This window comes from Arthrobacter sp. R3-55 (assembly GCF_054161505.1).
This window is the reverse complement of record NZ_CP096423.1, coordinates 1,783,417-1,795,895: the sequence shown is the minus strand read 5'-3', so window position 1 is coordinate 1,795,895 and position 12,479 is coordinate 1,783,417. Positions and strand designations below refer to the sequence as shown.

Sequence of the window (12,479 nt, the reverse complement as noted above, 5' to 3'; positions counted from 1 at the left end):
TGTCAGGCTTAAGCCATGGAGACAGCTGCGGACGCCACTGAGCTACGCCCGTCTCCTTCACAAAAACCACCCCGCACACGGCACCGGGGAGTCCTCAAATACCCGGTAGTGCGGCAATTGCTCCGCTTCACCGGAGTGGGAGTGGTCTGCACGGCCAGTTCATTGGCCATCTATGCGCTGTTGCGTCCATGGATCGATCCCCAACTAGCCAATGCTGTGGCGCTGATCCTGACGTCACTGATGAACACGGCCCTGAACCGCCGCTTGACGTTCAAGATCACCGGCAGGAAAAAGCGCACTCAAGACCACCTCAGCGGGGTGATCGTGATCGGTATAGCGCTGATCATTACCGGCGGCAGCCTGGGCGTGCTGCACCTTCTGAGGCCGGAGGCCTCGGTAACCGAAGAATTGTGGACCACTACGTTGTCCGGCTTCGCCGCCACAGCGGTCCGGTTCACCTTGTTGCGGCACTGGATTTTCCGGCGGGCACGCCACGTGTAGCCAGCGTGCTGCCAACGGCCGGCAGCCGTTATCCCGCTTGCGGGGATGCCAGGTTCCGGACACGCCCGACGGCGGTTTCCACGGCGTCGGCAGCCTGCTCCAGTTCGGAATCGGTGACAGTTGAGGTGAAGCTGAAACGTACGGCCGTCTGGGCTATTTCCGGGGCAATGCCGAGAGCCAGCAACACCGGTGACGGCGCGTCCGATCCCGCAGCACAGGCCGATCCGCTGGAACACACCACGCCCAGCCGTTCAAGTTCGAGCAGGACCGATTCGCCGCTGGTGCCGGGGAAACAAAAGGAAGCCACCGATGGCAAACGTTGCAACCGGTGACCTGTGACAAAAGCACCCGGGACGCTGGCCAGGATCCGTTCGATGAACTGATCCCGCAAGCCCGCGGCACGGGAAGCCTGTTCGGGCTGCTCAGCGCTGGATAACGCCAACGCGGTGGACAACGCCACAGCACCGGCCACATTCTCCGTCCCTGAGCGTTTACCCCGCTCCTGGCCCCCACCGTGAACCAAGGGCTCCACCCGCAGCCGCCCCTTGGTGAACAGGACGCCGGATCCCTTGGGCGCACCAAGTTTGTGTCCGGACATACTCAGGGCATCCACCCCAAGTGCCTTGACGTCCAAGGGCAACCAACCGGCCGCTTGCACCGCATCCGTGTGGAAGGGGACGCCGCGTTCCCGCGCCGCTGCCGCCAAGGCCTCAATGGGCTGGATGCTTCCGATCTCGTTGTTCGCATACATGATGCTGACCAAGGCTGTTTCCGGCCGCAGCACGTCCGTCAATGCGTCAACGGAGACCAGGCCATCTCCGTCCACCGGGAGGACATCGACCACAAAGCCATGCACCCGTTCGAGGTACCGTGCCGATTCTTCAACCGCGGGATGCTCGATCGCGCTGATCACCACACGGTTCATGGAAGGATCAGCCGCCTGCCGGGCCAGGGCAATGCCTTTGACCGCCAGGTTGTCCGCTTCCGTGCCCCCTGAAGTGAAGGTCACCTCGCCGGCTCGGCAGTTCAGCACCTTAGCGACGCCGGACCTGGCCCCTGCGAGTGCGGCTGCTGCCGCTTCGCCCAAGGTGTGGTGGCTGGAGGGGTTGCCGAACTCGCCGCTGAGATACGGCCACATGGCCTCAAGCGCCTCGCGGCGAACTGGAGTGGTGGCGGCGGCGTCGAGGAAAATCATGGGAGCGTCAAGCCTTCTCCAGGACAACGTCGAGACCTAGATCGAGGGCGCTCACGCTGTGTGTCAGTCCTCCGATGGAAATGACGTCCACACCCGCTGCAGCAATTTCGGTAACGGTGTTGATGTTCACGTTGCCGCTGGCTTCTACGATCGCCCGGCCATCCACCTGCTTGACCCCGGCCCGGAGTTCCTCAAAGGAGAAATTATCCAGCATGATGGTGTCCACGCCGGCAGCCAGCACCGGTTCGATCTGTTCGGCCCGGTCCACTTCAACTTCAAAGTGGGTGGTGTGGCCAAGCTGGGCTTTGGCGGCAAGCAGAAGCTCAGTGAGCTTGGTGGAGTCCCCGCCGGTCATGACAGCCAGGTGGTTGTCCTTGGCCAACACGGCGTCGGAAAGGCTGTACCGGTGGTTCGATCCCCCACCGCAGCGCACTGCGTAGCGTTCCAGAACACGCAAGCCGGGAGTGGTCTTGCGCGTGTCGGTAATACGCGCACGCGTCCCGTCAACGAGCCTGACGAATTCCGCGGTCTTGGTGGCGATGGCACTCATCCGTTGCACCAGGTTCAGTCCCACCCTTTCGGCAAGCAGGACCGAGCGCGCACTGCCGCTGACCCGCGCCAGGTGGGTTCCGGCGTCGAACGCTTCACCATCGGCGAGCAGCAATTCCACCTCCGTGGCCGGGTCCACAAGCTTCATGGCGTCACGGAAGACGGTTCCGCCGCTGAAGACACCAGGGACGCGCGCATTCAGTACCGCAGTTGCCCGGGCGTCTGCGGGAATCAGCAATTGCGAGGTGATGTCGCCGCTGGGTGCGTCCTCCGCGAAAGCCCGTTCCAGGATGTCCCGGACGGGGGCTGCGGGGAGGGTCAGGTTAGTCATGGACGAGGCTCGCTTTCCGGCTCATGGTGTAACGCTTGTCTAAATCGTCGACGGCGGCTGGTGGGGCCACGCTGTCACTGCGGTAATGCGCGCCCAAGGACTCCCGCCGTTCCCTGGCCGCATGGACGAGCAAGCGGGCGGCCAAGAGCAGGTTGGCATCCTCATGCTCGCGGACATCAAGGGAATCAGGAACATTCAAGGGAAGAACCTCACCCTCCCAAGAGCCAAGAACTTCTGCGGCCTCAGCCAACAACTGACCATCACGCAACACCCCGGCCTTGGCTGTCATGAGGAGCCTTAGTGCGTGGCGCGAAAACCCGCCGGAGGAGGCAGTGCGGGCGTCCATCGATTCCATTGATTCCAGCGGCGCCGGAGGCCCTGACAGCGCCGTTGTCGCGTGAGCGCCCGAACCGGCCGCCGAGCTTGCGAGGCGATCGCCGGTACGAGGCGCGAGCGCAGGTGCCAAGGGGCCTGCGGCGTCGCTGTCACCAGAGAGAAACCCCTCAACAGCCCGCCGCCCGAACACCAGGCCTTCAAGCAGGGAGTTACTTGCCAAGCGATTGGCTCCTTGCACGCCGGTACACGCCACCTCACCGGCAGCGAGCAATCCGGGAACAGAGGTCCGGCCGTGGAGATCCGTGACCACCCCGCCCATCCAGTAGTGGGCCGCAGGTGCCACGGGGACGTATTCCCGGGTCCAGTCGACCCCGGCTTGGCGCGTCCGTTCACTGAGTGTGGGGAAGCGCTTGGCCAGGAAGCCATGTCCTCGCTGCTTTTCGATCACAGTGGCGTCGAGGAACACGTGGCCGTTGGGGTTGCCCAGTTTTGCCAGATGCAGGGCGATGCTGCGGGAGACGACGTCCCGGGGTGCAAGCTCCGCGTCCGGGTGGTAGTCGGGCATGAAGCGGTGGCCGTTGGCGTCCAGGAGGATGGCGCCTTCGCCGCGCACCGCTTCGGAGATCAGCAGGGGATCTGTGTTCCCTTCTGCTTCCCGGGCCTCGGCCGGGAGCACCATGCAGGTTGGGTGGAACTGGAAGAACTCAAGGTCTGCAACGGCGGCTCCAACGCGCCAGGCCAGCGCGAGGCCATCTGCTGTTGCGACGGCGGGGTTGGTTGTTTGGGCGAAAAGCTGTCCGGCTCCCCCCGTAGCCAGCAGCACGGAGTCGCCGTGCACGCCGAGGTTGCGTCCGTCGTGAAGGAAATTCGCGCCCACCACGCGGTCACCGTGCTCTCCGCCCAGCGAAAGCGACGTCACGTGGGCATGGCCGATGACCTGGACCCTGCCTGCGGCATGGAAGTCCAGGACAGTCCTGATCAGCGCGGCCGCCACTCCTGCGCCAGTGGCGTCACCTCCGGTGTGCAGGATACGCGGAGCAGAGTGGGCGGCTTCCAGACCCAGGGCGGGGTCGCCGTCGTCGTCAAGGTCGAACGTAACGCCGAACCTTTGAAGCCCCGCAATGTCCAGCCGGGCCTCGGCACAAAGCACACGCACCGCTTCTTCGCTGCAGTGCCCTGCCCCCGCTTTGAGGGTGTCCGTGATGTGTGCAGCCACGGTGTCTCCGGGGGCAGGCTCGTCCAGGACTGCGGAGATCCCGCCCTGGGCGTAGTAGGTGTTGCTGTCCGCGAGCGTCCCCTTGGTCAGCAGCACCACCTGGGCCCCGGCTTCCGCGGCAAGCAGGGCTGAATACAGTCCTGCGATACCGCTGCCGACGACGACCAGCCGCCGGGGCGCGGGGCCGCGGTCAAGGCTCTCTGTTGTCATGTGGGGCTCAATTCGGTTGGTCCGGTGTGGCCCGGCTTAGGCCGGTTTGGCTGCCAGCATGCGCTCCAGCGCAATCTTGGCGTTGTCCTGCACGGAGTCGTCCACAGTAATGCGGTTGACGATGCGTCCTTCCACGAGCTCCTCGAGGACCCAGGCAAGGTAGCCCGGGTGGATGCGGTACATGGTGGAACACGGGCAGATGACCGGGTCAAGGCAGAAGATGGTGTGCTGCGGGTTTTCGGCGGCGAGCCGGTTCACCATGTTGATCTCGGTGCCGATGGCGAACGTGGTGGGTTCGGTGGCCGCTGCGATGGCTTTCTTGATGAAGTCGGTGGAACCGGCGGAGTCGGCGGCGTCCACTACCTCCATGGGGCACTCCGGGTGAACGATCACGTTGACGCCCGGGAAGTCCTGGCGGGCTTTCTCGATCTGGCCCACGTTGAAGCGCTTGTGGACCGAGCAGAAGCCATGCCAGAGGATGACGCGGGAGTCCAGGAGGGCTTGTTCGTCGTTGCCGCCGAGTTCCTTGCGCGGATTCCACATGGGCATCTGTTCCAGGGGGACGCCGAGTGCCTTGGCGGTGTTCCGGCCCAGGTGCTGGTCAGGGAAGAACAGGACCCGCTGTCCGCGTTCGAAGGCCCATTCCAGCACCACTTTGGCGTTGGACGAGGTGCAGACGATCCCTCCGTTCCGTCCACAGAACGCCTTCAAGGCCGCCGAAGAGTTCATGTACGTGACGGGGATGACCGGTACCCGGCCCGCTGCGTCAGGCTCCGAGCCGAACATTTCCTCAAGCTGCTCCCAGCATTCCTCCACGGAGTCCTCGTCCGCCATGTCCGCCATGGAGCAGCCCGCGGCGAGGTTCGGCAGGATGACCGCTTGATCGGGCGTTGAGAGGATGTCAGCCGTCTCGGCCATGAAGTGCACGCCGCAGAAGATGATGGCTTCGGCGTCCGGCTTGGTCAGTGCTGCGTTGGCGAGTTGGAAGGAGTCACCGACGAAATCCGCGTACTGGATGACCTCATCGCGCTGGTAGAAGTGGCCCAGGATGACGGCGCGGTCACCGAGTGTCGCTTTGGCGGCTTTGATGCGGGCGTCCAGTTCGGCGTCGGAGGCTTTCTTGTACTCTTCCGGCAACTGGCCCTGCCGCGGCGTGGCTTTGGGCGCGACATCGCTGCTGGAGGCGCCCGGACCGTATGCGGGCTCGCCGGCCAGGGCTTCTGCGAGGTCGTATTCCCATGGGCCCCTGGCCAAGGCCGGGCTGCACGTGGACCCTGCACGGGAGAGGCCCTTCTCGGCTTCCTCCCGGGTGATCAGCTGGACGGCAGTATTGACGCTGCTCATGGTGTACTCCTGTTATCTGGCCCGAGGCCGGGCGTGCCGGTGAAGCGGTAGAGGCGTGGTGGGCGGTGTTTTCCGCCTTGCAGGTATTCACCGGTCTCTTCGATTTCCGGTGTTGCCTTGACGTGCCTGCGGAAGTTTGCGGGATCGAGCTGGCGGTCCAGCACGGCCTCGTAGACTTCGCGGACCTGGGCGAGGGTGAAGAACTCTCCCAGAAAGTGGTAGGCGATGGATCCATAGGCCATCTTGTTGCGGAGCCGCCATAGGGCGTAGTCAACAATTGCGTTGTGGTCGAAGGCGAGTTCGCCTAGCTTGTCCGCCCGGAACCAGCGCACATTCTCTGATTCGTCAGCCAGGGCAGCTTCCGTGGGTTGGACCAGGGCCCAGTACACAATGGACACCACGCGCTGGGTGGGCGATCTGTGGAGACCGCCAAAAGCGTAGAGCTGTTCGAGGTAGTGGGGCGTGAGCCCGGTGGTTTCGCGAAGGTTTCGCGACGCCGCATCCTGAAGCGATTCATCGTGGGCCAGCGGTCCGCCTGGGAGGGCCCACATTTCCCTGTATGGCTCCCGGATCCTGCGGACCAGTGGCAGCCACAGGGTGGGGCGTCCGGTCTTTTCACTGGGGCGGAGGGCGAAGATCACCGTTGAAATAGCCAACGACGGCGGTGCGAGCCGCCTCTCGGCGACGTTGGCTGAGTTGGTGTTCACGGCGTTTCACCTCGCTTCATCGCCGTACGGAGCTCTCCGTCCCGGGCTCTTCGTCCTGAGCCGGAGAGCTAGTTAAAGTCACATTGACTAGAACTAATGGTACGGCCGAAAAGGCAGCTGGCAAAATGCTTTACGTCACACTGATTTTGCCGCCGCTTCCATCAAGGGCAGCGTGCGTCCCTGGATGTGGCTGTTCAGGACGATGACCGAGGAGCACCGGACCACGGATTTGGTGGCGATCATGGCATCAAGGACCCGCTGCATATCAGGGTTCGACCGCGCGGCAATCTTGACCATCAGATCCGAGTTTCCCGTCACCGTGTGAACTTCGATGATTTCCGGGATGGCGCTGAGGCTTTCGATGATGGCGTCGTGGCCGATCTCCTGGGTAATGGTGACCGAACAAAAAGCCACCACGGGAAACCCAAAATTGGCAGGATCAGGCTGGGGAACCCAGGAACCTATCACCCCGTTGTCGATCATCCGGTCAATCCTGGACTGGACGGTGGCCCTGGCAACCCTGAGCACGCGCGAGGCCTCCAGCACCGAAGATCGTGGTGAATCCGTGAAGAAACGTACAATTTTTGCATCAAGCGCATCGACCAGCATCAAAGTTCCTGTCCCCGGGGATCCGTACCCATCACATCGCTACAGCAAAAAGTGATGTATCTTACAAACTGCGAGAATTATTCCACGGCTCTTGCTGCGTCGTCGACGCCCGCGCGCCAAGCCCACGAGGCCGGCACGCCAAACCAGCATGTAATCCATAGAAGGTAGACACGTATGACAACGAAGTCCATCGCGGCTCCTGCCCCAACATCCGGCCTCGGCCATTCACTGAAACCGCGCCAGCTCACCATGATGGGGCTCGGCAGTGCGATCGGCGCGGGCCTTTTCCTGGGCTCCGGAGCCGGCGTTCAGGCAGCCGGCCCGGCAGTGCTCATTTCCTACCTCGTCGCCGGTACGCTGATCATTCTTGTCATGTGGGCCCTTGGCGAAATGGCGGCCGCCAACCCGAACAGCGGCGCATTCTCCGTATACGCAGAAAAAGCCATGGGCAAGACCGCCGGCGGAACCATCGGCTGGCTGTGGTGGCTGCAGTTGGTGGTGGTCATCGCCGCCGAAGCCATTGGCGCGGCCGGACTGCTTTTCTCGATCTGGCCCGTGATCCCCGTATGGGTCCTGGCCTTGGTCTTCATGGTGGTCTTTACAGGCATCAACCTGGTGGGCGTCCGCAACTTCGGTGAGTTCGAATTCTGGTTCGCCATCCTCAAGGTTGCTGCCATCGTGATTTTCCTGCTCATCGGCGCCGCCCTCCTGTTCGGCTGGCTCCCGAACGTCCCCTCCCCCGGATTCTCAGCCTTCGGGGACTTTGCCCCCAATGGCATCGGTGGAATCGCCGCCGCATTGTTCGTGGTGATCTTCGCCTTCGGCGGAACCGAGATCGTCAGCGTTGCCGCCGCGGAGACCGAGAACCCCGCCCACAGCGTCGGCAAGGCCATCCGTACCGTCGTGTGGCGCATCCTGGTCTTCTACATCGGCTCAGTGTTTGTGATTGCGGCCGTCCTCCCGGTGGGCTCGGAGGGACTGAAGTCTCCATTCGCCGGAGTGCTGGACGTTGCAGGAATCCCCGGCGCCGGTGCCGCGATTACCCTGGTGGCCGTCGTCGCCCTGCTCTCGGCCCTGAACGCCAACCTGTATGGCGCCTCCCGAATGATCTTCTCCCTCTCCGAGCGCGGGGAAGCCCCCCGCTTCCTGTCCCGGCTGAGCGCTTCGAAGGTTCCCGTTGCAGCCGTCGGAATTTCCGTGGCCTTCGGCTTTATCGCCACGGTCCTGGAATTGCTCTTCCCTGAGAAGATCCTGCCCGCGCTGCTGAACCTCGTGGGCTCCACCTGCCTGGTGGTGTGGGGTACTGCGCTGGTGTCTCAGTTCATCTTGCGCCGCAGGGCCGACAGGGACGGAACCGAGCTGCCCCTGCGCATGAAGGGCTTCCCGGTGCTGACCATCGTGGGCCTGGTCCTGCTGGGCCTGATCCTGGTGGTTGGTTTCGCCAACCCCGAAAGCGCCGGACAGCTGATCGGGACGTTCATCCTGATCCTGGTCATTGCTGCCGGCTGCTTTATCAATGCCAGGTCCAAGGCTGCCAAGCACTCCGCGCCGGCAAAGTAACCACTGCTCAACACAACCAAGAAGCCCTGCACAGTTTGTACTGCGCAGGGCTTCTTTATTTGTCCAAATTGTACAAAGTGTTTCGTATGAACTGAGCTGATTGCGCACGCCCATACTGGGTGACTAGGGTCACAGCCATGACTACAGAACCTGTGCTGGCCGCCGTCGATGATGACACGGCCCCGCTCACCCACCATCAACTGCGTGAGTTGTACACCCTGATGGCAGCAGTCCGGCACCTGGACACCGCAGCGGTCGCCTGGCAGCGCCAAGGCATTATTCCGGGCTATGCCCCGGAGCTCGGCCAGGAAGCCGCTCAGGTGGGCAGCGGATACGCTGTTGACCGGGCCAAGGACTTCGTCTTCCCCACCTACCGCGAAATGGGCGTTGCCAGGGCAATGGGGCTGGACATGGTGGGCTACATGTCCACCCATAAGGCCACGTGGCACGGCGGCATGTACAACCCGCTGGAATCCCGGTTCGCCCCCATCCAGGCTGTGGTGGCAGGTTCTGTACTTCATGCTGTCGGCTGGGCCCATGGCCAGAGTCTTTCCAGCCATAGCGCGAATGAGCGAGGTGTGGCCATGACCTACTTCGGTGACGGCGCATCCTCCCAGGGCGACGTCCACGAAGCCATGAACTTCGCCGCCGTCATGAAGGCCCCCGTGGTCTTCTTCATCCAGAACAACGGCTGGGCCATTTCCGTCCCCACCGAACGCCAAGTGGCAGGCGGATCCGTGGCAGCGCGCGCCTCCGGATACGGCATCCCGTCCCTGCAAGTGGACGGCAATGATGTTGTGGCTGTCTACGAAGCCACCCGTTCCGCCTCGGCGCATTGCCGCGCCGGCCATGGCCCCGTGGTCATCGAAGCCATGACCTACCGCCGGGGTCCACACTCAACCGCAGACGATCCCGGCCGTTATCGCACCCTGGAGGAGGAACGCCTGGATGCCGGAGAGGATCCGCTGGAGCGCTTCAAGCAACGGCTCCTCGCGGACGGAGTGGCCGATGAGGCCTTCTTCGCGGAGGCCCGGCGCATGGCAGAAGAAGAAGAGGAAACCGTCCGGGCTGGAATAGCCGATCTGGGCCCCAGGCCCGGCGCTGAAATGTTCAGCATGGTCTTCCAGGAACCAACCCCCGCCCTTCAATCCCAAGCCACTGCGTGGCGCGAGGAGTCCGAACATGTCTGAGACCGCCACCCAAACGCGCAGCGACAACAACCACACGGAGCCCGCTGCAGCCAACGACATCCAACAGCTGTCCATGCAGCAGGCCCTTAACCGCGCACTGGACGAGGTCCTGGCTGAGAATCCCAAGACCGTCATCTTCGGCGAGGATTGCGGCCGGCTGGGCGGCGTCTTCCGCATCACTGACGGCCTGCAGGCCAAGCACGGCGAGGACCGTGTCTTCGACACCCCACTTGCCGAGTCCGGCATCCTGGGCATGTCGGTGGGCCTTGCGATGGCAGGTTTCCACCCCATCCCCGAAGTCCAGTTCGATGGCTTCGCCTACCCTGCCATTAACCAGATCGTCTGCCAGATTGCCCGGATGAACTACCGCAGCCGCGGCACCCTGCCGATGCCCATCACGCTGCGGGTGCCAAGCTTCGGCGGAATCCGCGCGCCGGAACACCACGGCGAAAGCCTGGAGGCCCTCTTCGCCCACGTGCCCGGCCTCAAGGTGGTCTCCCCCTCTACCCCGCACGACGCTTATCACCTGCTCAAGTACGCGGCCACCCGCCAGGACCCGGTGATCTTCATGGAGCCGAAGTCCCGCTACTGGCAAAAAGGGCCCGTGGACTTCACCGCCGCCGTACCAGGCGCAGCAGCGCACGACGACGAGCCCACCAACCACGGCAGCCTCACCGGCACGCGCGTGGCCAGGGAAGGCCGGCACCTTACCCTGGTGGCATGGGGTGCGATGGTGGCACGGTGCCTGCAGGTTGCCGAACTGGCAGCAGAGGATGGGATCGACGTCGAGGTGCTCGACCTGCGCTGGCTCAAACCCATTGATGCCGAAGCGTTGGCGAGGTCGGTTGGAAAGACGCGACGCGCCGTCGTCGTTCATGAAGCGCCGTTGACGTCAGGTTTGGGCGCCGAAGTAGCCCAACTCATCACGCAGAGCTGTTTCGCAACGCTCAAGGCACCCGTGGAGCGCGTCACCGGTTTCGACGTTCCCTATCCCTCCGGAGACCTGGAGGACGAATACATTCCCAACATCGACCGCATCCTCTTTGGGATCCAACGCGTACTGGAGTACCGCCGTGGCTGAAATTTCCTTCCCGCTTCCCGACCTTGGCGAAGGCCTCATCGAAGCAACCGTGCTGGAGTGGCTCGTGGAGCCCGGTCAGCAGGTAGAACGGAACCAGGCAATCGTAGAGCTCGAAACCACCAAATCGGCACTCGAGTTGCCGAGCCCGCAGGCGGGTAAAGTGGTGCGTATTCACGGAGCGCCAGGTGACACCATCAACGTTGGCGAGCCGCTGATCGTGTTCGAGGTCCCGGATGACACCGCCGGGATCGTGGGCACTGTTCCGAAGGACGAAGCACCCAAGCGCCGGGTCCGCCTGAGCGCCGTACTCGATGAGGACTGACTTGATGACCGGCAGGCACACCATGGAACAGCACGGACACACGGTAGAGGGTACGGACCCCGGGCTGTTTGTAGAGGTCCATGAGCCAGCCACCGACGCCGGCCTGCGCCCCGTGCTGCTGATCCACGGCTTCTCCTCCTCCAGCAAGCTGAACTGGGTGGACAGCGGTTGGATCACCACCCTTCAGGATGCAGGGCGCCGGGTGATCACGGTGGACCTCCCAGGTCACGGCCGGAGCCACTCCCCGGAGGACTTGGATTCCTATACTCCCAGCCGCATCCGGGCCGATCTCCTCCAGATAGTGACCGACGCCGGAGCCCGGCCTTTGCGTGACGGTGACCCCTCCACCGGACTAGACGTCATTGGATACTCGCTTGGTTCGCGGCTGGCATGGGAATTTGGCGCTACCCAACCGGACCTGGTTCACCGAATCGTCCTGGGTGGGCCGAGCTCGGCAGATCCCTTGGCAGCTTTCGATCTCGCCGCTGCCCAGCGGCACCTGGCCGACGGTACCCCCGTAGAGGATCCCTCCACGGCAGGACTGCTGAAGATGGCACAGATGCTCCCCAGCAACAACTTGTTTGCCATGTTGTCGCTGATCGAGGCCATCAAGGGCGAACCCTTCGATCCCGCCGAGGCAGCCCCGCACATGCCGCTATTGCTGGTTGCCGGTGAAAAGGATGAACGGGCAGCCAGCATGCCGGACCTGGCCGCCATTGCCGGGAAGAGGGGCGGGCTGGTGGAAACCCTGGTGATTCCGGGGCGCACGCACACCAACGTGATCACCAGCAGGGCGTTCAAGGAAGCCGCGGTCGAATTCCTCGGCGTGTAATCCGCGTGACAAGTTTTCCGCGCCGGGTTAAACCACTGACCGGGCTCAGCGGGCCAGCCGCTCAGCGTTGAGGCTCATGCGCTCCAGCACGCTGAGCGCCATGGCGTACTCATCAATGCCGATTCCCATGGACAGGTCCTCGCGGGCCGCGTCCACCAACCGCTGGGCTTCGTGGTACTTCTCCCGGCCCCGGTCACTGAGGACCAGCCGGTCATCGATCATGGTGATCATTCCCCGGCCAACCAGGGCCGCGAGTTCCCTCTCCCGCATCCGGATATCGTTTCCCCACAGGGGATGGAGGGTTTCCTCCAACTGCTCCGGAAGCATGGCGGCCTCGGACAGAACGCTGAGGGTGTGCCATTGACGCCTGCTGAGCTTGATCCGGGCCAGGATGCTGTCCAGTTGGGCTTCCAATGCAGCGTCCAGCCTCTTGATCCAATATCCGATGGGCTTGTTCACAAGGCCATGCTTTCAGCGGAGGCGCTGCCGGGCAAGG

At 63.5% G+C, this 12,479-nt stretch carries 13 protein-coding genes; 6 read left to right on the top strand and 7 right to left on the bottom strand.

Going from position 1 to position 12,479, the window contains the following annotated elements:
- The first annotated feature begins 15 nt into the window (after window positions 1–15).
- Window positions 16–501, top strand: a complete 486-nt coding sequence (locus M1D51_RS08405; RefSeq protein WP_172325954.1) for a GtrA family protein — start codon at window positions 16–18, stop codon at window positions 499–501.
- Between the two features lie 28 nt (window positions 502–529).
- Here M1D51_RS08405 and M1D51_RS08400 read toward each other — a convergent pair whose 3' ends face one another.
- The 6 genes from M1D51_RS08400 to M1D51_RS08375 all read right to left on the bottom strand — a co-directional run bounded on the left by M1D51_RS08400 (window position 530) and on the right by M1D51_RS08375 (window position 6,998).
- Window positions 530–1,696, bottom strand: a complete 1,167-nt coding sequence (locus M1D51_RS08400; RefSeq protein WP_458109190.1) for a cysteine desulfurase family protein — start codon at window positions 1,694–1,696, stop codon at window positions 530–532.
- 7 nt (window positions 1,697–1,703) lie between these two features.
- Window positions 1,704–2,576, bottom strand: a complete 873-nt coding sequence (gene nadC, locus M1D51_RS08395) for a carboxylating nicotinate-nucleotide diphosphorylase (RefSeq protein WP_458109189.1) — start codon at window positions 2,574–2,576, stop codon at window positions 1,704–1,706.
- Window positions 2,569–4,338 carry an L-aspartate oxidase gene (locus M1D51_RS08390; RefSeq protein WP_458109188.1) on the bottom strand — a complete coding sequence of 590 codons (1,770 nt, stop codon included), beginning with the start codon at window positions 4,336–4,338 and terminating at the stop codon, window positions 2,569–2,571. The genes nadC and M1D51_RS08390 overlap by 8 nt, the downstream gene beginning before the upstream one ends.
- Window positions 4,339–4,374: 36 nt before the next feature.
- Entirely contained in the window at window positions 4,375–5,682 is a 1,308-nt protein-coding gene (gene nadA / locus M1D51_RS08385; RefSeq protein ID WP_458109187.1) for a quinolinate synthase NadA, read from the bottom strand.
- Window positions 5,679–6,389 (bottom strand): NUDIX hydrolase, encoded by a 711-nt coding sequence (locus M1D51_RS08380; RefSeq protein WP_172324593.1) that lies wholly within the window; start codon window positions 6,387–6,389, stop codon window positions 5,679–5,681. The genes nadA and M1D51_RS08380 overlap by 4 nt, the downstream gene beginning before the upstream one ends.
- Window positions 6,390–6,524: 135 nt before the next feature.
- Entirely contained in the window at window positions 6,525–6,998 is a 474-nt protein-coding gene (locus M1D51_RS08375) for an Lrp/AsnC family transcriptional regulator (RefSeq protein WP_172324594.1), read from the bottom strand.
- Window positions 6,999–7,172: 174 nt separating this feature from the next.
- Between M1D51_RS08375 and M1D51_RS08370 the strand changes: the two genes are divergently transcribed.
- The 5 genes from M1D51_RS08370 to M1D51_RS08350 all read left to right on the top strand — a co-directional run bounded on the left by M1D51_RS08370 (window position 7,173) and on the right by M1D51_RS08350 (window position 11,983).
- Window positions 7,173–8,558 carry an amino acid permease gene (locus M1D51_RS08370; RefSeq protein ID WP_172324595.1) on the top strand — a complete coding sequence of 462 codons (1,386 nt, stop codon included), beginning with the start codon at window positions 7,173–7,175 and terminating at the stop codon, window positions 8,556–8,558.
- 137 nt (window positions 8,559–8,695) lie between these two features.
- Window positions 8,696–9,748 (top strand): thiamine pyrophosphate-dependent enzyme, encoded by a 1,053-nt coding sequence (locus M1D51_RS08365; protein WP_458109186.1) that lies wholly within the window; start codon window positions 8,696–8,698, stop codon window positions 9,746–9,748.
- Window positions 9,741–10,829 carry an alpha-ketoacid dehydrogenase subunit beta gene (locus M1D51_RS08360; RefSeq protein WP_458109185.1) on the top strand — a complete coding sequence of 363 codons (1,089 nt, stop codon included), beginning with the start codon at window positions 9,741–9,743 and terminating at the stop codon, window positions 10,827–10,829. Before M1D51_RS08365 ends, M1D51_RS08360 begins: the two co-directional genes overlap by 8 nt.
- Entirely contained in the window at window positions 10,822–11,151 is a 330-nt protein-coding gene (locus M1D51_RS08355) for a biotin/lipoyl-containing protein (RefSeq protein ID WP_105690489.1), read from the top strand. Before M1D51_RS08360 ends, M1D51_RS08355 begins: the two co-directional genes overlap by 8 nt.
- A gap of 4 nt (window positions 11,152–11,155) precedes the next feature.
- Window positions 11,156–11,983 (top strand): alpha/beta fold hydrolase, encoded by an 828-nt coding sequence (locus M1D51_RS08350; RefSeq protein ID WP_172324599.1) that lies wholly within the window; start codon window positions 11,156–11,158, stop codon window positions 11,981–11,983.
- 45 nt (window positions 11,984–12,028) lie between these two features.
- Here M1D51_RS08350 and M1D51_RS08345 read toward each other — a convergent pair whose 3' ends face one another.
- A complete protein-coding gene (locus tag M1D51_RS08345) occupies window positions 12,029–12,442 on the bottom strand; it encodes a MarR family transcriptional regulator (RefSeq protein WP_172324600.1) in 414 nt (137 codons plus the stop codon).
- Window positions 12,443–12,479 lie beyond the last annotated feature (37 nt).

Bases quoted from the DNA above. Each gene is read 5' to 3' on its own strand.
- M1D51_RS08390 (WP_458109188.1), bottom strand. From the start codon at position 4,338: ATGACAACAGAGAGCCTTGACCGCGGCCCCGCGCCCCGGCGGCTGGTC.
- M1D51_RS08360 (WP_458109185.1), top strand. From the start codon at position 9,741: ATGTCTGAGACCGCCACCCAAACGCGCAGCGACAACAACCACACGGAG.
- M1D51_RS08370 (WP_172324595.1), top strand. From the start codon at position 7,173: ATGACAACGAAGTCCATCGCGGCTCCTGCCCCAACATCCGGCCTCGGC.
- nadC (WP_458109189.1), bottom strand. From the start codon at position 2,576: ATGACTAACCTGACCCTCCCCGCAGCCCCCGTCCGGGACATCCTGGAA.
- M1D51_RS08350 (WP_172324599.1), top strand. From the start codon at position 11,156: ATGACCGGCAGGCACACCATGGAACAGCACGGACACACGGTAGAGGGT.
- nadA (WP_458109187.1), bottom strand. From the start codon at position 5,682: ATGAGCAGCGTCAATACTGCCGTCCAGCTGATCACCCGGGAGGAAGCC.
- M1D51_RS08375 (WP_172324594.1), bottom strand. From the start codon at position 6,998: ATGCTGGTCGATGCGCTTGATGCAAAAATTGTACGTTTCTTCACGGAT.
- M1D51_RS08405 (WP_172325954.1), top strand. From the start codon at position 16: ATGGAGACAGCTGCGGACGCCACTGAGCTACGCCCGTCTCCTTCACAA.
- M1D51_RS08365 (WP_458109186.1), top strand. From the start codon at position 8,696: ATGACTACAGAACCTGTGCTGGCCGCCGTCGATGATGACACGGCCCCG.
- M1D51_RS08400 (WP_458109190.1), bottom strand. From the start codon at position 1,696: ATGATTTTCCTCGACGCCGCCGCCACCACTCCAGTTCGCCGCGAGGCG.